Raw genomic sequence first — 19617 nt, forward strand, 5'->3', positions numbered from 1 at the left:
GGTGGACCGGCCGGCCCAGGTCGCCGCTGATCGCGACGGTACCGCTGTCCTCCAGGGTCAGGTGTGCCCAGCTGGAGCCCAGGACGTGCCAGCGTTGCCATGGGTCTCGCCTCCTTCGGGGAACAGCGTTCTCGCCGCCTCCACAGACTCCCGCCGGACGCGAGCGGCCCGGCAGGACCGGGCGGGTCCTTGCGGAGAGCCGAACGGCCCCGAGCGACCGGCGGTTTGGCCCGGTCGGCCCTGTCCCCCGCCCCCGCTCGACAGGGACGGTGGGTGGGAAGACGCCGACGACCGGACTCCGAGGAGGAGAGCCGACCCATGAGCGCACCCCTGACCGACGTCGAACTCGCCGAGCTGGACGCGCACTGGCGCGCCGCCAACTACCTGTCCGTCGGGCAGATCTACCTGCTGGACAACGCGCTGCTCCGGGAGCCGCTGCGCCCCGAGCACATCAAGCCCCGGCTCCTGGGCCACTGGGGCACCTCCCCCGGCCTCAACCTCGTACACACGCACCTGAACCGGGCGATCCGCGCCCGCGATCTGGACGCGCTCTGTGTCTGGGGACCGGGGCACGGCGGCCCGGCCGTGCTGGCCTGTTCCTGGCTGGACGGCAGCTACACCGACCACTACCCCGACGTCACCCGCGACGAGCAGGGCATGACCCGACTGTTCCGCCAGTTCTCCTTCCCTGGCGGCGTGCCCAGCCATGTCGCACCGGAGACGCCCGGGTCGATCCACGAGGGGGGCGAGCTCGGCTACTCGCTCGCCCACGCCTACGGTGCCGCGCTGGACAACCCCGAGCTGGTCGTCGCCTGCGTCATCGGCGACGGCGAGGCAGAGACCGGCCCGCTGGCGGCATCGTGGCACAGCAACAAGTTCCTCGACCCGGTCCACGACGGCGTGGTGCTCCCGATCCTGCACCTGAACGGCTACAAGATCGCCAACCCGACCGTCCTCGCCCGCCTGCCCGAACCCGAGCTCGACGAGCTGCTGCGCGGCTACGGGCACGCCCCGATCCACGTCACCGGCGACGATCCCGCCGCCGTGCACCGCGCCCTCGCCGCCGCGATGGACGCCTCACTCGACGCCATCGCCGCCGCCCAGCGCGCGGCCAGGACCGAAGGAGCGACAGAGCGGCCCCACTGGCCGATGATCGTGCTGCGCACACCGAAGGGCTGGACCGGGCCCGCCGAGGTCGACGGCCTGCCCGTCGAAGGCACCTGGCGCGCTCACCAGGTCCCGCTCGACCAGGTGCGCGAGAACCCCGAGCACCGACGCCAGCTGGATGCCTGGCTGCGCTCCTACCGCCCGGAGGAGCTCTTCGACGCGCAGGGCCAGCCGACCGCGCAGGTCCTGGCGCAGACCCCGACCGGCTCCCGCCGCCTCGGCGCGAACCCGCACGCCAACGGCGGCCTGCTGCTGCGCGCACTGCCACTGCGCCCGCTGGAGCGCTTCGCCGTCCCGGTCGACAAGCCCGGCGCGACCCTGCACGAGCCCACCCGGGTGCTGGGCGACTACCTCGCCCAGATCATGGCCGACACCGCGCAGCACCGCGACTTCCGCCTGGTCGGCCCGGACGAGACCGCCTCCAACCGGCTGCAAGCCGTCTTCCAGGCCAGCGGCAAGGCCTGGCAGGCACAGGTCCTCCCCGTGGACGAGCACCTGTCCCGCGACGGCCGGGTGATGGAGATCCTCTCCGAGCACCTGTGCCAGGGCTGGCTGGAGGGCTACCTGCTGACCGGCCGTCACGGCCTCTTCTCCTGCTACGAAGCCTTCGTCCACATCGTCGACTCGATGGTCAACCAGCACATCAAATGGCTGCGGACCACCCGCGAGATCCCCTGGCGAGCGCCGATCGCCTCACTCAACTACCTGCTCACCTCACACGTGTGGCGCCAGGACCACAACGGCTTCTCCCACCAGGACCCCGGCTTCGTGGACCACGTGCTGAACAAGAGCCCCGAAGCCGTCCGGGTCTATCTGCCGCCGGACGCCAACACCCTGCTCTGCGTGGCCGAGCACGTGCTCGGCAGCCGCGACTACGTCAACGTCGTCGTCGCAGGCAAGCAGCCCAGCTTCGACTGGCTGAGCCTGGAGCAGGCCCGCGCCCACTGCGCGCGCGGCCTCGGCATCTGGGACTGGGCGGGCACCGAACGCGGCGACCGCGAGCCCGACGTGGTCCTCGCCTGCGCGGGCGACGTGCCGACCCAGGAGATCCTCGCAGCAGCGCAGCTGCTCCGCCGGGAGCTCCCCGAACTGGCCGTGCGCGTGGTCAACGTCGTCGACCTGGCCCGGCTGCTGCCGACCCGCGAGCACCCGCACGGCCTCTCCGACCACGAGTTCGACGCCGTCTTCACCCGCGACAAGCCGATCATCTTCGGCTACCACGGCTACCCCTGGCTGATCCACCGCCTCGCCTATCGCCGCGCCGGCCACGCCCAGCTCCACGTGCGCGGCTACAAGGAGTCCGGCACCACGACCACGCCCTTCGACATGGTCGTCCGCAACGACCTGGACCGCTACAGGCTGGTCATGGACGTCATCGACCGCGTCCCCGGGCTGGCGGTGCGCGCCGCGCCGCTGCGCCAGCGGATGGCTGATGCCCGCAGCCGCCACCACGCCTGGATCCGCCTCCACGGCACCGACCTGCCCGAAGTCGCCGACTGGGCGTGGTCGGGCTGAGCGGCTGAGGGCGTCAGGGTCAAGCAGGGCCGTTCGGCGGGCGGAGGCTCCCCGAGCGGCCCTGCGCCCGCCCGCCACAGCAGCGCAGGCTCAGAGCAGCGGGGCCGTTCGGCTCCACACCACGCGAGGAGGGTCTCCATGTTCGCCACGGCTCTCAACGCCGCCACGCTGGAGGAACTCGTCTCCGCCGCCGTGGCCGCACCGTCGATGCACAACACGCAGCCCTGGCGGTTCCGGCTGCGCCCCGAGACCCACACCATCGAGATCCGCGCGGCGATCGAGCGCGGCCTGCGCGCCGAGGACCCGGACGGCCGCGGCCTGCACATCTCCGTCGGCGCCGCCGCGTTCAACCTGCGCCTCGCGGTTGCCCACAACGGCTGGGAACCGGTGCTGCGACTGCTGCCCGCCCCGCACGAGCCGCAACTGCTCGCCTCCGTCCGGCTGGCCGGCAGGCCGCAGAGCGGGTCGGCCGCCGAGCCGGACCTGTACGAGCAGATCTGGCGCCGCCACTCCAGCCGCCACCCCTTCTCCGGCCGGCCGCTTCCGCCCCTGCTGCTGGCCGAGCTGGTCGACGCCGCGCAGACCGAGGGCGCACGACTTCGCCTGCCCGATGCCAACGAGGCACACCGGCTGCTCGCCCTGACCCGAGAGGGCGAGATCCGCACGACGACGGACCAGGCCCGCCGCGAGGAGAGCCGCCGCTGGATCCGCACCCCCGCCGACACCTCCTACGGCATCCCCCCGGCAGCACTCGGACCCCAGGACGCTCTCGGCCACCTGCCAATGCGGGACTTCTCCGCGCTACGCGCGCCCGCCTACCCGCCGTCCCTCCCCTTCGAGAGGCACCCGCAGCTGGCCGTGCTCTCCACCGCCCACGACCGGCGCGCGGACTGGCTGCGCGCCGGAATCGCACTCCAGCACGTGCTGCTGCTCGCGACCCGCGCCCAGGTCCGCGCCTCGATGCTCTACCAGCCGATGGAGTGGCCGGATCTGCGGTGGCTGCTTCGCGACCCGCGCAGCGGACCCGAGCACGTGCAGATGCTGATCCGGCTCGGCTACGGCCCCGAGGGCCCGGCTACCCCCCGCGCTTCGGCCACCGACTCGCTCGGCTGACCGCGAACGGCCTCAACCCACCCTCCGGCCGCAGCCGGACCGACGACAAGGCGGCACCCTTCGATGGTCACCTCCCCCGAGCTCCCCCGCAGCGCCGAGGCGCTCCTCGCCGACGGCACCGTGGTCACGATCCGTGCGCTAAGAGCGGCCGACCACGACGCCGTCGCTGAGCTGCACTCGCGGCGCATGTCGGCGGACAACCAGCGGCTGCGCTTCTTCGGCACCAGCAGCCGCGCGGCCGAGCTGACCGCCGACCGGCTCTCCGCTCCCCCGCGCGCGGACTTCGTCGCGCTGGGCGCGTTCGCCCCCGGCAGCGGCCAACTGCTCGGCGTCGTCGAGGCGCAGATCGATCCTGACGATCCGGACCGGGCCGAGCTCGCCATCGCCGTCGCCGACGACTGGCACCAGCACGGCGTCGGCACGCTGCTGATCGAGCACCTGGTCCATGCCGCCAGGGCTCGCGGGGTCCGGGTGCTGGTGGCCGACGCCCTCGCGGACAACCACGCCATGCACAAGGTCTTCCACGACCTCGGCCTGGAGACGCGACGTCACTGGGCGAACGCCGAGGTGCGGATCGAGGCGGTCCTGGACGAAACCTCGAACGACTACCTCGACGCCGTCGAAGCGCGCGGCAGCCGGGCCGACCTCGCCAGCCTGCGGCCACTGCTACGGCCTCACTCGGTCGCACTCGTCGGCGTCTCCCGACGACCCGGCACGGTCGGACACAGCCTGCTGCTGAAGATCCGCCGGGGCCGGTTCACCGGCTCCCTCTGGCCGGTCAACCCGCACGCCGACCAAATCGAGGGAGTGCCCTGCTACCCCGCCCTGGACGCCCTGCCCAGCACCCCGGACCTGGCTGTCCTCGCCGTCCCAGCGAACCAGATCGGTGCGGTCGCCGAGGACTGCGGGCAGCGCGGCGTACGCGCCCTGGTGGTGCTCACCGCAGGACTGACCCGGACTCAGGCGGCGCGGCTCATGCGGGCCTGCCGCCGCCACAGCATGCGCCTGCTCGGCCCGAACTGCCTCGGCCTCGCCACCACCGCCCCCGGGATCAGCCTGGACGCCGAGTTCGGCCGCTCCGCCCCGAAGCCCGGCACGGCAGGCGTGGCCGTGCAGTCCGGCGGCGTCGGCATCGCGCTGATGGAACAGTTGGACTCGCTCGGCATCGGCGTCTCCGACTTCGTCTCGCTCGGCGACAAGTACGACGTCAGCGGCAACGACCTGCTGCAGTGGTGGGAGCACGACGGCCTGACCCGGCTTGCCCTGTTGCACCTTGAGTCCTTCGGCAATCCGCGCGCCTTCTCACGCACCGCCCGCCGAGTCGCCCGCACGATGCCGATCCTCACCGTCGACGCCGGACGCTCGGTCGCGGGCCGCCGCGGCGCAGCCTCGCACACCGCCGCCGCGGCCACGCCGACCGTCACCCGGCAGGCGCTGTTCACCCAGGCCGGCATCACCGCGACCCGCAGTATCGCCGAACTCGTCGAGACCGCAGCCCTGCTGGAGTCCCAGCCGCTGCCCGGCACCACCGGCACGGTGGCAGTGATCTCCAACGCCGGCGGCATCGGCGTACTGGCCGCCGACGCCTGCACCGACAACGGCCTCAGCGTCCCCGAGCTGCCCGCACCCCTGACGATGCGCCTGGCCGAGCTGCTGCCGGACGGCTCCGCGACCGCCAACCCCGTCGACGCGACCGCCGCCCCCGTCGAGACGCTGATCGCGGCCGTCGACGCGCTCGCCGAGAGCGGCGCCGTCGAGGCGGTCCTGCTCTGCCTGGCGCCCACCGTGCTGGGGAGCGCCGAGTCGACCGAGGAGACGCTCGCGCCGCTGCTCGCACTGCCCGGTGCGCGCACCCGACCCGTCGCCGTCGTCCTGTTGGACCAGCGCGAACCGGTCCGCTTCCTGGACTGCGCCGACGGTTCGCGGATCCCCGCCTACGCCGACGCCCAGTCCGCCGCCCGCGCGCTCGCCCACGCGCTCCAACGCTCACGCTGGCTGGCGCAGCCGCCCTCCCCGGAGCGGGAGACTCCCGGCTGTCGGACCACCGTTGCCGCCGCGCTGGTCGAGCAGTACCTGCGCACGCATCCGGACGGCGGCTGGCTCGAACCGCCGCTGCTGACCCAACTGCTGGACTGCTACGGACTGCCCCTGGTCACCTCGATCTGTTGCTCCGGCGAGGATGCGACCGTCCAGGCGGCCCGAGTGCTCGCCCGAAGTGGCGAGAACGGCGAGGTAGTGCTCAAGGCCCACTGGCCCGGACAGGTCCACAAGAGCGACCTCGGCGCGGTACGTGTCGTCCCGGCCCCGGAGGAGCAGGTCCGCGCCGTGCACCGGGAGTTCGTCGAGCGGTTCGGCGAACGCCTGGACGGCGTGCTCGTCCAGGCCCGCCAAGCGGAAGGGACCGAGCTGCTGGCCGGCGTGGTCCAGGACGCCGTCTTCGGTCCGCTGGTCGTCTTCGGCGCCGGCGGCACCACCGCCGACCTGCTCGACGACCGCATCGCAAGGCTCGCCCCGCTCACCGAGTCCGATCTGCACGCGATGCTGACCTCGCTGCGCACCACGCCGCTGTTGTTCGGCTACCGCGGGCGTCCATTGGCCGACCTGGCTGCGATCGAGGACGTCCTGGCCCGGCTCGGCCGGATGGCCACTGATCTGCCGCAGCTCGCCGAGGTCGACCTCAATCCCCTGATCTGCGGCAAGGACGGCGTCGCCTGCGTGGACGCCCGCGTCCGCCTCGAACCCCGCCACACCCCCGACCCCTACCTCCGCCGCCTCCGCCGACTCCCCGACGCCCCTGGCGAACCGGCCTGACACGGCATCACCTGAGGCCTGGTAGCAGGGCCGTTCAGCCCTGCCGAAGGGACCCGCTCGGCCCGAGAACGGGACCGGGAGCAGAGAGGAAGGTGGAGCTCACGAGAGCACCGCCCAATCCGTCCGGCACAGTCGCCGAAAGGACCGATCGCCATGGCCCTCCCCCTCATCGTCGGAGTCGACGGTTCGAAGCCCAGCCTGGCCGCAGCCGAGTGGGCCGCCACCGAAGCCACCCTGACCGGTGCACCGTTGCGCCTGATCTTCGCCCACTGGCTGCTCCCCGAAGGGAAGCCCCTTCCCGCCGACTACGACCACCTGCAGGCCGAGGTCATGAAGATGCTCGCCCGCATCGCCGAGGAACTGCGCACCAAGCACCTCGGCCTGCACATCGACTGCGAGCTCGTCGCGGGCACCGCCATCAACCAGTTGCTGAGCACCGCTGAGACGGGCTCCACACTGGTCATCGGCTCCCGCGGAAGCGGCGGGTTCGCCGCCCTGCTGCTCGGCTCGACCGCGCTCAACATCGTCGCAGGCGCCGAGCACCCGGTCGTCGTCGTGCGCGCCCACGACGACCCGCGACTGCCCCGCCACGAGATGGTCCTCGGCCTCGAAGCCGGTCCCGGCCGGGAACCCGTCATCGAGTTCGCCCTCGCCGAGGCAGAACGCCGCTCAGCCCCGCTGCGAGTCGTGCACGCCTGGATGCCGCCGTTCCTGTGGACCACGGGACCGATCCCGCCCGGCGAGGCCGAGCGCGCAGCCGCAGAGGACCACGTCGAGCAGCAGCTCCGGGACGAGGTCATGCCGCTGGCCGAGAAGTACCCGCACGTCCAGGTCCACTTCGACAGCCGCATGGGCAACGCGGCCCACGTGATGGTGGACGAGGCCAACCACGCCCTCCTGCTCGTGCTCGGCCGCCGCCGACACCGTCCGATCTCCGCCCTCGGCCCGGTCACCCACGCCGCCATCCACTACGGCCACGGCCCGATCGCGATCGTCCCCCACTCCTGAGCCCATCGCCGCCGAGCGCCGCGCCGGCGCGCAGTGCACCGAAGTAGCCCCCTGACGCATGGCGAAGACCGCCCGGCACGCATCTGCGGGACGCGCGGTGCTGAATACGCCCACGTCGACACCGCTGAAACGGCGTCGACGAGCGTGTATTCCAAGTAGTCGCGCAATGCCACGTAGCAGGCCCGGTTCTCCGGCTCCAGGCTGCGGACCTCACCGTCCAGAAATGCCAACTCCCGGCGGTTGGCCGTGTAGAGCACCTTCTTCAATCTCGCGGTGACCTCTGAGGGCATCCACCAGCGCTTTCAGAAGGACGACACTGTGGGGTCAGGGTTCGACGATGTGCGGCGGCCAGTGCCCGCGCCTGTGCGGTCCGATCTGATAAACCTCGCCTCGATCAGCACCCCGATCGATGGTCCGCCGGTCGGCCGTTGAGCTCCGCGCACTCAGGCGACCGAGGTGCTGCGCGGCGAGCTGCGCGCGTTCCGCAGCACTCAGGTCTGGCTCGCGCTGGGCGTGGCGATGCTCGGCGGCGGCGGCCTGTTCGCCACCTTCAGCTACATCGCCCCGATGATGACGAACGTGGCCGGGTACGCGCCCTCCAGCGTCACCTTGATCCTTGTCCTGTTCGGACTGGGCATGACCGCAGGCAACCTCCTCGGCGCGCGACTGGCCGACAGAGCGCTCATGCCGACCCTCTACGGAGCGCTCGCGCTCCAGGCGGGCGTCGCCGCGCTCTTCATGATCACCGCACATGGCAAGGTGGCCGCGGCTGTCACCGTCTTCCTGTTCGCCGCCGCGAGTTTCGCCGTCGTCCCGGCCCTGCAGAGCCGCATCGTGGCCGAGGCCGGCAACGCCCCGAATGTCGCTTCGGGCGCCAACCAGGCCGCGTTCAACATCGCCAACGCCCTCGGCGCATGGCTCGGCGGCCTCGCACTCTCCGCCGGCCTCGGCTACACCGCGCCCAACGCCGTCGCCACCGGCCTCCCCCTCGACCTCGCCGGGCTGTCCATCGCGGTCTCCTCGGGCCTCCTGGAGCACCGCACCCGCGCTCGGGCACGCGCGCCGATCGACGAAGCGCCGATCGCACCGGCGGATCTCAAGACAGGCGAGCTAGCCCGCCCCCCCCCGCGACCCGGGAATAGCGGAGGGCCATAGCGCATTTTAGAAACTGTACGTTCAGTTTTGCTTTGATTCCATCATTGCCTCAAGGGTCCGAAGTCCGCCGGAGCATCACGCGTTCGAACGGGAGTATGTCCATGTCGTTGTTCGCCCCCTCGCGTGCTCGTCGCCCATCCGCCGCACGAGCCGTCCCGCCGGGTATCCGCTCCGACGGCAGGCACGGCGCCGGCTTCTGGTTGATCGCCTTCGCGTTCCTCACCGCCATGGCGTTCTCTACCGTCCCCACCCCGCTCTACCCGCTCTACCAGGCGCGCGACGGCTTCTCCGTCTTCATGGTCACCGTCGTCTTCGCCGGGTACGCCGTCGGCGTGCTCACGAGCTTGCTGCTGGCCGGGCGCGTCTCGGACCAGGTCGGCCGCAAGAACGTGCTGTTCGCCGCACTGACCCTCGAACTGGTCGCGGCCGCCGTGTTCATCGTCGAGCCGCCGCTCCCGGCCCTGATCGCCGCGCGAGTGATCAGCGGCCTCGGCATCGGCCTGGTCACCGCGACCGCGACCGCGTACCTGCAGGAGTTGCACCGCATCCATCGCCCCGGCGCCACGCCGCAACGGTTCGAGGTCGTGTCCACCGCAGCGAACATCGGCGGCCTCGGCGTCGGGCCGCTCGTCTCCGGCCTCCTCGCCCAGTACCTTGGCGCGCCACTGCGCGTGCCCTACATCGTCTTCGGCGCCCTGCTGGTGATCGGCATCGCCGCGGTCGCCCTGACGCCCGAGACCGTCGGGGCGAGGCACATGAAACCCCTACCCCGCCCTCAGCGCATTAGCATCGACCGCGCCGACCCGACGGGCTACATCAGCGCCTGCGCGGCCGGCTTCGCCGCCTTCGCCGTGTTCGGACTGTTCACCTCGGTGGCCCCGGGCTTCATCAGCGGGACCCTGCACCAACCGTCCCGGGCTCTGGCAGGGCTGGTCGTGTTCAGCGTGTTCGGCGCCGCCGCCCTCGCACAGACGCTGACGGGTCGACTCAATGCCCGGCTGCGCACATATGTCGGGCCAGTTGCTCAGGCCGTGGGGGTGATCGTCCTCGCGATCAGCATGCACATCGCCGACCTCGGCACGTTCGTAGTCGCCGGGATCGTCGTGGGCGCCGGCGCCGGGGTCGTATTCAAGTCCTCGGTCGCCGCCGTCGCCGCCACGGCCAGTCCCGCCAAACGCAGCGAGGCCCTCGCTGGCCTGTTCCTCTTTTCCTATCTGGGGCTGGCTGTCCCCGCGATCGGTGTCGGCATAGCCGCCCGCTACACCACCGAGACCAACGTGATGACGTGGTTCGCCGGGATCCTGCTCGTCCTGCTTGCCGGGATCAGCGCGCTGACTGCCCGTCACGGCAGGACGGCCGGTGCCTCTCGCGAGACGAACGCCGACCATTCCGCCCGCTAACGACCTGGGGATCGATAAGCAGCAGTGAGGGCGTGGCCGTTTTGGGGTCGACGTCCAGGCTGTCATGAGGTCCCAGGGGTGGTGGTGTCAGTGGCTCCTGTGAGGATGCCCGCATGGAGTCTTCGGGCGTGGTTGAGGCATTGTGGGATCGGATCCAGGCACGGGACTGGTCAGGTGTCGCAGACTTGGTCGCTGAGGATGCCGTGGTCGAGTGGCCGGTCAGCGCGGAGCGCATCGTTGGCAGCAGGAACTTCGTGGCGGTGAACCGTGAATATCCTGAGGGTTGGTCGATTCGGGTGCTGCGGGTCGTGGCCGACGGCGATGAGGTGGCTTCCGAGGTCGAGGTGCTGCACGGCCATCTTGGCGTGTTCCGCGCGGCTTCGTTCTGGACCGTCCGGCAGGGGCGGATCGAACGCGGTCGGGAGTACTGGACGAGTCCCGGGGCTGATCCGCGCCCGGAGTGGCGGGCCGGTCTGGTCGAGCCCATGTGAGGCGGCACTGTCGTTCGCGGCGGGGTCCGAATGACGCATGGTCACCCTGGAACAGCTTGCGGGGCGTCGAGCAATCGCTCTCCGCTCCCGGACGCCGTTCGTGCGGATTCCTGGCCTGCGATCACCGGCCCCCGGCGTGGTTACTGGCCCAAGACCGGCATCCGGGCAAGCCTGGCGCTGAACAGCACGACAAGAGAAGGAAGACCCATGGCCGAAGTAACCGAACCTTATGCACCGGGCACTCCCTGCTGGGTCGATGTGCTGGCCAAGGATCAGCAGGCGGCACTGGACCTGTACGCGGACCTGTTCGGCTGGCAGGGCGAGGTCGGCCCGGCCGAGTTCGGCGGCTACGCGGTCTGCACGCTCAAGGGCAAGCCGGTGGCGGGAGTCATGACCGCTCCGGCCCAGGAAGGGCAGCCGGTTCCGCCGCCGGTCTGGACCACCTACCTGTCCACCGACGATGCTGACGCCGCGCAGCTGGCGATCACCGAGGCGGGCGGCACGGTTATGATGCCGGTGATGGACGTCGGCACCATCGGCCGCAGTCTGGTCGCCGCCGACCCGACCGGCGCCGTGTTCGGTGTCTGGCAGCCGCTCGACTTCCGGGGAGCCGGCATCGTCAACGAGCCCGGCGCACTGACGTGGAACGAACTGCACACCGGCGACTTCGCCGCGGCGACCGAGTTCTACCGCGACGTCTTCGGCGCCGAGATCGCACCCATGCAGATGGAGGGTGCGGGCGACTACCACTCCTTCAACGTCAACGGGCGGAGCGTCGCCGGAGTCGCCAACCTCCATAACGACCCGGCCGGCACCCCGGCCCACTGGCTGACCTACTTCGCCGCCGACAGCACCGACACCATCGTCGACACCCTGACCAGGAACGGCGGCAAGGCGCTGGTCCCCCCGTTCGACATGATGGCGGGACGCATGGCCGTCCTCGCCGACCCCCAGGGGGCGATCTTCGCCGTCATCAACCCCAAACCGATGTAGGCGCACGCTCGCCGGTCACGGTTCGGGAACGCCACCCCGCGCGCCCTGCCCGAACCGTCACCGCCAGCGGCGAAAACCGCGCCCCGACTCCCCACCGACTCCGATCCCGATCGCGGTGGCTCCCACGGTGGCGGCGCCGATACGGCCCCGCTCACATCGGTCCCACCGCCCCTCCGCCACGCACGGCCGCACGATCTACGGCTGACCGTGCGGCCGCCCTAGCGGCGGGCGCCTGAATGCTGGCGGCCACCTTTCGTCGACCTGTTCGGCGAAGTCCCGGACGCCGGGCGTGGCGAAGATGATCGGGGAGCTCCTGGGCGCTGCCCTCTCCATAGCACGTCAGCGATAGGCCGGATGCGATCTTCGCCCGACCACAGCACGACCCTGCGACCGTCGACGATGAGCGAGTACTTGTCGAACGTCACGGAGTGCGTTCACCTGGCTGCCTGCGGCCTCGGGCGCGTCTGCGGCGTACGCGGCACCGCTCGGAAGCACGAGAGCCGTGGCAGCACCGGCCATCAGGGTATTGAAGGTACGTCGGTTCAGGTTCCCGCGCACTCCAGTAGCTCAGTGGACCACTGCGCGCCAATAGTTGTCAGAGGGTCCACTGCTGATTGGATCCGCCGTTGCAGGTCCATAGTTCGACCAGGGCTCCGTTGGCTTTGGAAGCGCCGGTCACGTCCAGGCAGAGGCCTGATTGAACTCCGGTGACGGTGCCGTTGGAGTTGAGGTTCCACTGCTGGTTGGCCTGGCCGTTGCACGAATAGACGTCGACCTTCGTTCCCGCGGTGGTGCCCTGGCCGCTGGCGTCCAAGCACAGGGTGGTGCCGGAGACGGTGAGGGTCAGCTGACCGGAGGAGGTGTGTGTCCAGGTCTGGTTCGCCGCGCCGCTGCAGGTGTAGATCTGCTGCTGGGTGCCGAGGGTGGTGGTCGAGTTCGGGTCGTCGAGGCACTTGCCCGCACCCACCGCGTTCAGAGGGCCGGTGCTGCTCCCGCTGCTGGAGCCGGTGCCGTAGCCGGCGGCGACGATGTTGGCCTGGACCGCGCTCTCGGTGGACGCGGACGCGTAGCCGGAGGTCATCACGCCCTCGTAGAAGGTGCCGGACGAGCTCTTGCTGTTGTCGCCGCCGATGCCGAGGATGATCGCGCCCTGCTTGCGCATCGGGTTGTAGCCTGAGACGTTGGGGCGCGCGCCGCTGTATTCCGTCGAGAGGCCGCCGGACTGCGCATTGCCGGCCAGGATCGCCCACTGGTTCGCGCCGCCTTCGATCATGGCGGTGGTGTACCGGTAGTTGACGGTCGGGTCGTTGGAGTTGTAGCCCGCGTTGCGCCCGGAGTACAGACCGTTCTCCATGTCCGCCATGACCCACGGGCCGCTGCCGGCGCCGGATCCCCAGACCGTGCTGTTGCCGAAGTAGATGGCTTCCATGGTGCCGTTGCCGTCGTCGTTGTTGTTCGTCTCGGCGTTGCCGTAGTCGAAGCAGCAGCCGCCGTTGTAGTGCGTGCCGTCGAAGATGGCGTATTCGCTCTCCGGATTGTCGCCGGTGGCGATGCCCGAGGTGGAGTCGTCGCGGTAGCCGACGCCGCCGGCCACGTAGACCCCGTAGGCCTTGTGGCCGTTGAGGGTGGTCGGGGCCGCGGTCGCGTTCGCGAGGGCGTCGGGGCCACCGGCCGCGCCTCCGGCGGGGGCGTCGGTCAGGTTGTTACCGTGCCCAGACTGGTCGTATATCACGGTGATGACGCAGGTCGTGCCGGAGCAGAACGAGTCCTGCGCGGCGGCGTTCGCGTACCCGCCCGCGCTGAGCACCCCGATGCTCAACGTGGCGTTGTCCGAGGAGCGGCGTACCTGGTAGAGCGAGCCGTTGTACGCGGCGTACAACGCTCGGGTGGTGCTGTGCGCGGCGGCACACGGCGTGCCGCCGGCGGCGTAGATGTCGCACGGCTCCTGCGTGGCAGCGTGCGACGACGTTGCCGTGCCGGTGAGGACAGCGGCGGCGAGCGCGAGACTCGCCCCCGTCGCCACAAGTACACGCCTGGCTATACGCATCGACGATCGAACAATCATGTGCGAGCTCCTTCACTCATCGGGTGGGAAGAGACGGAACGCTCGGAACAGTCGCGTGCCCGCGCCTGGAAGCGGGCACCACAGAGGCGGCCTTCAGGGCCGCGCGGCACAGCACCTGCCTGCGCGCGTCACCACTGAATTGTTAGCGCTAACAATCTGACCCAGAAAAAACGCCCCGCTGTCCAGAATCAAAGGGGGCTGCGCGGCGCCGCAACGAAGACTATGGACCCGGGGGGAGGTCGCGTCAAGAATCGTTGCAACACAAATGTGAGCGCAAACACATGGCCCGCTCCCAGATCGTCGACACCGCCCACGCTGCTGTCCGGCACGCATCGACGGCGACCAGTGGGCCACGTGCCATCGTCGCCAAGGCGCCTTGGATGCCTGAGCAACTGACGGACCGGGTGCTGCGCAGTCGCTTTGGCAGTCTCTCCGTCTCCCGCCCTGGAAGCGGCATGCGGTTCGCCATGATCACCTCCGTTTCCGGGCGGTTCCAAGCCGGTTAACGGAACCTTTGACTTCGCACGAGGTATTGACCAACTTTCAACAAGTCTGCTTCGCTACACCACGGCCAGTGGTGCACCGCTCGTCCGTTCTGCCGGTACTCCCTCAAGCACGTTTCCCAGCACGCCAGTTCGCGGTCCCTCGTGCGGCAACCCCGTCGCGCGGATCGCCCTGGCAGACATGCGCCGTCTCCGTCCGGGGACGGCGTGGAACGCAGAGAGGATCAACCTTCCATGGGTCACCCCCACCAGCGCGGTGCGAGCCACAAGCTCCTGACCGGACTCGCCTCGCTGACCCTGATCACCGGTGCCGTGCTCGCGGCGCAGTCCCAGGCCGTGGCGGCGAGCGCCTCGCACACCGCGCCGCAGGCGAACCCCTACAGCCCGACGTACCAGCACCCCTACCGCCACGGGGCGATCCCCACCCGCGCCCAGAACGCCAAGATGCAGGGGTGGGCGAAGACCCACGCCGCCGCGCTGGCCACCGGACCCGAGACGCTGTCCTACGGCGGCGGCATCGACGGGATCGGCGTGCAGAGCGGCCACTCCAAGGTCTACCTGGTCTTCTACGGCACCCAGTGGGGCACCAAGGGCACCGACTCCAAGGGCAATGCGACGTTCACCAAGGACCCGGACCACGCCGCCTCCGCTGCCCAGCAGATGTTCAAGGGCATCGGCACCAACAGCGAGACCTGGTCGGCGGACCTGACCCAGTGGTGCGACGGCCCGAACGTCACGGCCGGCGCGACGAGCTGCCCGAGCAACGCCAACTTCATCCCCTACCAGGCCGGTGGCGTCCTGGCCGGCGTCTGGTACGACAACTCCAAGGCCTCGCCGACCAAGGCCTCAGGCCACCAGCTGGGCGTGGAGGCCGTCAACGCGGCAGCCCACTTCGGCAACACCACCGCCGCCTCCAACCGCGACGCCTACTACGTGGTCCTGTCGCCCCACGGTGTGAACCCGGACGACTACCAGAACCCGCTCACCGGCTACTGCGCCTGGCACGACTACAACGGTGACACCACACTCACCGGCGGCGCGGTCACCTCGCCCTACGGCGACATAGCCTTCTCCAACCAGCCCTACAACATGGACCTCGGCGCCAGCTGCGGTGTCGGCTTCGTCAACTCCCCCGGCACCCTCGACGGCTACACCATGACCCTCGGTCACGAGTGGCACGAGACGATGTCCGACCAGAACCCGGCCGGCGGCTGGACCAACAACACCGGCAGCTCCTACCAGGGCCAGGAGAACTCCGACGAGTGCGCCTGGCTCTCCCCCGGCACCTCCGGCGGCGCCGCCAACATCTCCTTCGGCACCTTCGGCACCTACGCCGAGCAGGCCAGCTGGTCCAACGACACCAACAACTGCGCCATCTCCCACGCGATCCTGCACTGACCAGGCGACCGACAACCTTTCGGCAACCGGTCTCCTGAAGATCCACACCTGAACGAGGCCGGGGGCGGGCCCCACGCCCGCCCCCGGCCTCTCGCGCCATCCGGGGGATGCGCCTCGGCGCCGGCCGAGCACGAGTGACCCCTCCGTGGCGCGTGGCTTCCCTGGGGGCCGCTCGAGTCGTTCCACGCGCCCGAGCGGCCCCCGGAGAGTCGGCGACTGGCTTTGCACCTACATCCCCGGGAGTAGGCGGGCGTGCCCTGGACGCATCCGGTGTCCGACGCGGCAGGGGCCGGTCCCGGCGGACGATCAGGGCATGGAGACCGCCATCGTCCTGGACAGGGCAACGAAGCGTTTCGGGGAGCTGACCGCCGTTGCGGCGCTCAGCCTGGAGATCGGGCGGGGCGCCACCGTCGCACTGCTGGGCGCGAACGGCGCGGGAAAGAGCACCACGGTGGCGATGCTGATGGGCCTGCTGGCGCCGGACGCAGGCACCGTCAGCGTCGGCGGCCGGGCGCCGCGGCAGGCCGTGGTGGAGGGCCGGATCGCGGCGATGCTGCAGGACAGCGGGCTGATGCCCGGTGTGACGGCGGCGGAGCTGGTGGGCCTGGCCCGGCGGATGTATCCCGCCCCGCTGCGGGTGGAGGAGGCGCTGGAGCTGGCGGGGCTGCGCGAGGTGGCGCGGCGCCGGGTCGAGCGGATGTCGGGGGGCCAGGTGCAGCGGCTGAAGTTCGCCCTGGTCGCCGTCGCGGGCGTCGACACGATGCTCTTGGACGAGCCGACTCGGGCGCTGGACGTGCAGGGGCGCCGCGAGTTCTGGGCGGCGATGCGCAACTGCGCCGCCGCCGGCCGGACCATCGTGTTCGCGACCCACTACCTGGACGAGGTGGAGGAGAACGCCGAGCGGGTGGTCGTCCTGGCGCGCGGCCGGATCGCCGCCGACGGGACGCCCGCGCGGATCCGGGAGGCCGGTGGGCGTGCGGTGGTGCGGTTCCGTCTTCCCGAGCAAGCGCCGCTGCCGCCGCTGCCTGGTGAGGTCACGCGCGAGCACGGCTGGGCAACGATCCGGACCGGGGCACCTGACGAGGTGGTGCGCCGACTTGCGGCGTGCGACGTCGACTGGAGCGACCTGCGGGTCACTCCCCCGAGCCTGGACGACTCGTTCCTGGCGCTGACCGGTTCCGCTGAGACCGCGACAGCTGTTCCCGAGGAGGCGCACGTCCGATGACGCTCCACCTGTTCCGACTCGAATGCCTGCGGATGCTACGCGACCCGCGCTACCTCGCCCTCGCCGTCATCGCCCCGATCGGCTTCTACCTGCTCTTCGCGACCGTCTTCGGCGGCGGCCCGACGCGGCCCGGCGAGCTCAAGGGCACCGTCGAGATCATGGTGGCGATGGCCGCCTACGGCGCGATCTGGGGCGCATTGTCCGCGACCGGGCCACGGCTCGCGCACGAGCGCAGCAGCGGCTGGCTCGGGCAGTTGCGGGCGATGCCGGTGACCGCGCGTCAGCTGCTTACCGCGAAGATCGCTGCCGGGCTGGCGGTGGCCCTGCCCGCGCTGGTGCTGGTCTGCGCCACCGCCGTGGTGGCCAAGGGTGTCCGGCTGGAGGCGTGGCAATGGGCGGCGCTGCTGCCTGCGATGTGGCTGGGCAGCCTGCCGTTCGCGCTGCTGGGCGTGGTCGTCGGGCTCCTGGTCGGCCCGGAGGCCTCATTTCCGCTGAGCTACGGCCTCTACATGGCCACGTCCGCGCTGGGCGGATTGTGGGTGCCGCCCGCCCAACTCTCCCCTGCGTTGCAGCAGGTCGCTCACGCGCTGCCGACCTACCGGCTCGCCGACCTCGGCTGGCGGATCGCCGCCGGGCATGCGCCGACCTGGGCTGACGTGGCGGTCCTGGCAGCTTGGTGCATGGGCTTCGCCGGGCTGGCCGTCCTGGCCCAGGGCCGGCGGCACCGGCCGGGCCGAACCGGCGCGGCCTCTGCCGCGACCAGCGGATGACCGCCTACGCTGCCACCGTGCTCAACGCCTGGAACCGCGCCCTCGGCCCGGCGGCCGCCACGTCGACTGCACCGAGTGTGGCGGACGTGGCGGTCGTCGGGCCGGTCGCGGCCTTCGCCTGCTTCGGCGTCTGGGCCGAGCTGCACTACACCACCCGCACCTACCCGTGGGCGCCGGGAGCCTACCTCTTCGTCCTTGCCGCTGCCGTGCCGCTGTTGTGGCGTCGACGCCTGCCGATCCCGGCGGCGGCGCTCTGCCTGGCCTTTGTGGCCGGCTACCACGCCACCGGGTATCCAGGGCTCGCCCCGGCCGTGCTGGCCTTCGTCGCCTGCGCCGCGCTCGGCCTCTACACGCCACACCACGGACTACTGCTGGGGCTGCTGGCCGCGGGCCTCGTGTGGCTGCTGCCAACCCTGCCTCCCAACTCCCTGAACTGGTACGCCCTGGACGTCTCGATGCCCGCGCTCTCCTACGGCGCCACCGCCGTCGTCGCCCACTCGGCACGCCGGCGCCGACTGGAGCACGAGGCCCTGGTCCGCGAGGAGGCGGCCGCGGCGGAGGAACGGCTGGGCCGCCGCCTCGCCGAGGAGCGCCTGCGGATCGCACGCGAGCTGCACGACGTGCTCGCGCACACCATCTCCGTCGTCGCGATCCAGAGCAACGTCGCCCTCGACGCCCTCGACGCGGCGCCGCCGGACACCGGCGAAGCACGTGAGGCGATGCTGCTGGTCCGCGGCGCCGCGCGGCAGGCCATGCCGGAACTGCGCGCAGCGCTCGACCTGTTGCGCGGCCGGGCAGCGGAGGCGGACGGGCGCCCGCAACCCGGGCTCGGTCAACTCGCCGAACTCGCGGACCAGTTCCTCGACAGCGGTCTGACGGTCGAGCTTCGCCTGCCGGAGGCGGCGCTGATGCTGACACCGCTGGTGCAGCTGACCGCCTACCGCATCACCCAGGAGGCACTGACCAACACTCTGCGCCATGCCGGCGCCAGGCAGGCGACGGTCACCGTGGCGCGGGAACGCGACGCGCTCCTGCTCCTGGTCGTGGACGACGGCACGGGCGTCGCCGCGACGGGCTCAGGGGACGGCTTCGGACTGCTGGGCATGAAGGAACGCGCCGAATCGCTGGGCGGCCGGGTCCAGGCCGGACCCGGGACCGGCGGCGGCTGGCTGGTCCGCGCCGAACTACCCTGGGAGACCTTGTGATCCGCGTCCTGATCGCCGACGACCAGGCCCTGGTCCGCGCCGGATTCCGCTCACTGCTGCACCGCGCCGAGGACATCGAGGTGGTCGGCGAGGCCGTCGACGGACTTGACGCCGTCACGCAGGCCGGGCGGTTGCGGCCAGACGTGGTGCTGATGGACGTTCGCATGCCGCTGCTGGACGGCATCGCCGCCACCGAGCGCATCGCCGCGGACCCGGCCCTGGCCGGCACCCGAGTCGTGGTGGTGACCACCTTCGAGCTCGACGAGTACATCCACCGCGCACTGCGCGCCGGCGCCAGCGGCTTCCTGCTCAAGGACCTCGACCCGGACGAACTGCGCCGCGCCGTCCGCGTCGTAGCCGCAGGCGAGGCCCTGCTCTCCCCCAGCGTCACCCGCCGCCTGATCGGCACCTTCACCCGGCGCGGCACCACACTGCCGCCCGGGCTCACGGCCGCGGGAACCGCGCTGACGGAACGCGAACGCGAGGTCGTCGCCCTGGTCGGACGGGGACTGTCCAACGAGGAGATCGCCGCCGAGCTGGTCATCTCCCCCGCGACGGCCAAGACCCACGTCTCCCACGCCATGACCAAGATCCGCGCACGCGACCGCGCTCAGCTTGTCGTCTTCGCCTACGAAACCGGGCTGGTCTGAACCGGGAGCGCAGCTTCCCCCCAGGGCACCCGAGGCCGCAGGGCAGCCGCAACCCCAGCCCAGCTAGCGCTCGCTGCCAGTCACAGACCGTCGAGCCGGTCGCGACGGCCCCTGCCGATGTGCAACGCCACTTCGCCCCAGTTGATCA

General features: G+C 71.0%; 14 protein-coding genes. 13 read left to right on the forward strand and 1 reads right to left on the reverse strand.

All coding sequences use genetic code 11. The annotated features are described in order from the left end of the window. Positions 1 to 318: 318 nt before the first annotated feature. The 8 genes from ABIA32_RS16030 to ABIA32_RS16065 all read left to right on the forward strand — a co-directional run bounded on the left by ABIA32_RS16030 (position 319) and on the right by ABIA32_RS16065 (position 11653). Positions 319 to 2682 carry a phosphoketolase gene (locus ABIA32_RS16030; protein ID WP_370095461.1) on the forward strand — a complete coding sequence of 788 codons (2364 nt, stop codon included), beginning with the start codon at positions 319 to 321 and terminating at the stop codon, positions 2680 to 2682. A 138-nt stretch (positions 2683 to 2820) separates the two neighbouring features. Next, positions 2821 to 3795, forward strand: a complete 975-nt coding sequence (locus ABIA32_RS16035; protein ID WP_370095463.1) for a hypothetical protein — start codon at positions 2821 to 2823, stop codon at positions 3793 to 3795. Between the two features lie 63 nt (positions 3796 to 3858). Next, complete coding sequence (locus ABIA32_RS16040; RefSeq protein ID WP_370095466.1) at positions 3859 to 6606, forward strand: GNAT family N-acetyltransferase; 2748 nt, start codon at positions 3859 to 3861, stop codon at positions 6604 to 6606. A gap of 153 nt (positions 6607 to 6759) precedes the next feature. Further along, on the forward strand, positions 6760 to 7614 hold the full coding sequence (locus ABIA32_RS16045; protein WP_370095469.1) for a universal stress protein: 855 nt from the start codon (positions 6760 to 6762) through the stop codon (positions 7612 to 7614). Between the two features lie 456 nt (positions 7615 to 8070). Further along, a complete protein-coding gene (locus tag ABIA32_RS16050) occupies positions 8071 to 8769 on the forward strand; it encodes an MFS transporter (RefSeq protein WP_370095471.1) in 699 nt (232 codons plus the stop codon). A gap of 101 nt (positions 8770 to 8870) precedes the next feature. Beyond that, positions 8871 to 10169 carry an MFS transporter gene (locus ABIA32_RS16055; protein WP_370095474.1) on the forward strand — a complete coding sequence of 433 codons (1299 nt, stop codon included), beginning with the start codon at positions 8871 to 8873 and terminating at the stop codon, positions 10167 to 10169. A gap of 113 nt (positions 10170 to 10282) precedes the next feature. Further along, positions 10283 to 10660 (forward strand): nuclear transport factor 2 family protein, encoded by a 378-nt coding sequence (locus ABIA32_RS16060; RefSeq protein WP_370095477.1) that lies wholly within the window; start codon positions 10283 to 10285, stop codon positions 10658 to 10660. A 207-nt stretch (positions 10661 to 10867) separates the two neighbouring features. Continuing rightward, positions 10868 to 11653, forward strand: a complete 786-nt coding sequence (locus tag ABIA32_RS16065) for a VOC family protein (protein ID WP_370095479.1) — start codon at positions 10868 to 10870, stop codon at positions 11651 to 11653. 595 nt (positions 11654 to 12248) lie between these two features. On the opposite strand, the gene ABIA32_RS16070 is transcribed toward ABIA32_RS16065, so the two are convergent. Continuing rightward, positions 12249 to 13718 carry an arabinofuranosidase catalytic domain-containing protein gene (locus ABIA32_RS16070; protein WP_370095482.1) on the reverse strand — a complete coding sequence of 490 codons (1470 nt, stop codon included), beginning with the start codon at positions 13716 to 13718 and terminating at the stop codon, positions 12249 to 12251. Positions 13719 to 14455: 737 nt separating this feature from the next. On the opposite strand from ABIA32_RS16070, the gene ABIA32_RS16075 reads away from it, so the two are divergent. From ABIA32_RS16075 to ABIA32_RS16095, 5 genes are all read left to right on the forward strand, one after another. Beyond that, positions 14456 to 15619: a hypothetical protein gene (locus ABIA32_RS16075; protein WP_370095485.1), complete on the forward strand. Its 1164-nt coding sequence runs from the start codon at positions 14456 to 14458 to the stop codon at positions 15617 to 15619. A gap of 313 nt (positions 15620 to 15932) precedes the next feature. After that, positions 15933 to 16844, forward strand: a complete 912-nt coding sequence (locus ABIA32_RS16080; protein WP_370095487.1) for an ABC transporter ATP-binding protein — start codon at positions 15933 to 15935, stop codon at positions 16842 to 16844. After that, on the forward strand, positions 16841 to 17614 hold the full coding sequence (locus ABIA32_RS16085) for an ABC transporter permease (protein WP_370095490.1): 774 nt from the start codon (positions 16841 to 16843) through the stop codon (positions 17612 to 17614). The genes ABIA32_RS16080 and ABIA32_RS16085 overlap by 4 nt, the downstream gene beginning before the upstream one ends. Then, entirely contained in the window at positions 17611 to 18819 is a 1209-nt protein-coding gene (locus ABIA32_RS16090) for a sensor histidine kinase (RefSeq protein WP_370095493.1), read from the forward strand. The genes ABIA32_RS16085 and ABIA32_RS16090 overlap by 4 nt, the downstream gene beginning before the upstream one ends. After that, entirely contained in the window at positions 18816 to 19469 is a 654-nt protein-coding gene (locus tag ABIA32_RS16095; protein WP_370095495.1) for a response regulator, read from the forward strand. Before ABIA32_RS16090 ends, ABIA32_RS16095 begins: the two co-directional genes overlap by 4 nt. The last annotated feature ends 148 nt before the right edge of the window (positions 19470 to 19617 follow it).

The sequence above is a fragment of the Streptacidiphilus sp. MAP12-20 genome, assembly GCF_041262525.1.
Lineage (GTDB): Bacteria > Actinomycetota > Actinomycetes > Streptomycetales > Streptomycetaceae > Streptacidiphilus.

Bases quoted from the DNA above. Each gene is read 5' to 3' on its own strand.
- ABIA32_RS16030 (WP_370095461.1), top strand. From the start codon at position 319: ATGAGCGCACCCCTGACCGACGTCGAACTCGCCGAGCTGGACGCGCAC.
- ABIA32_RS16035 (WP_370095463.1), top strand. From the start codon at position 2,821: ATGTTCGCCACGGCTCTCAACGCCGCCACGCTGGAGGAACTCGTCTCC.
- ABIA32_RS16040 (WP_370095466.1), top strand. From the start codon at position 3,859: ATGGTCACCTCCCCCGAGCTCCCCCGCAGCGCCGAGGCGCTCCTCGCC.
- ABIA32_RS16045 (WP_370095469.1), top strand. From the start codon at position 6,760: ATGGCCCTCCCCCTCATCGTCGGAGTCGACGGTTCGAAGCCCAGCCTG.
- ABIA32_RS16055 (WP_370095474.1), top strand. From the start codon at position 8,871: ATGTCGTTGTTCGCCCCCTCGCGTGCTCGTCGCCCATCCGCCGCACGA.
- ABIA32_RS16060 (WP_370095477.1), top strand. From the start codon at position 10,283: ATGGAGTCTTCGGGCGTGGTTGAGGCATTGTGGGATCGGATCCAGGCA.
- ABIA32_RS16065 (WP_370095479.1), top strand. From the start codon at position 10,868: ATGGCCGAAGTAACCGAACCTTATGCACCGGGCACTCCCTGCTGGGTC.
- ABIA32_RS16070 (WP_370095482.1), bottom strand. From the start codon at position 13,718: ATGATTGTTCGATCGTCGATGCGTATAGCCAGGCGTGTACTTGTGGCG.
- ABIA32_RS16075 (WP_370095485.1), top strand. From the start codon at position 14,456: ATGGGTCACCCCCACCAGCGCGGTGCGAGCCACAAGCTCCTGACCGGA.
- ABIA32_RS16080 (WP_370095487.1), top strand. From the start codon at position 15,933: ATGGAGACCGCCATCGTCCTGGACAGGGCAACGAAGCGTTTCGGGGAG.
- ABIA32_RS16085 (WP_370095490.1), top strand. From the start codon at position 16,841: ATGACGCTCCACCTGTTCCGACTCGAATGCCTGCGGATGCTACGCGAC.
- ABIA32_RS16090 (WP_370095493.1), top strand. From the start codon at position 17,611: ATGACCGCCTACGCTGCCACCGTGCTCAACGCCTGGAACCGCGCCCTC.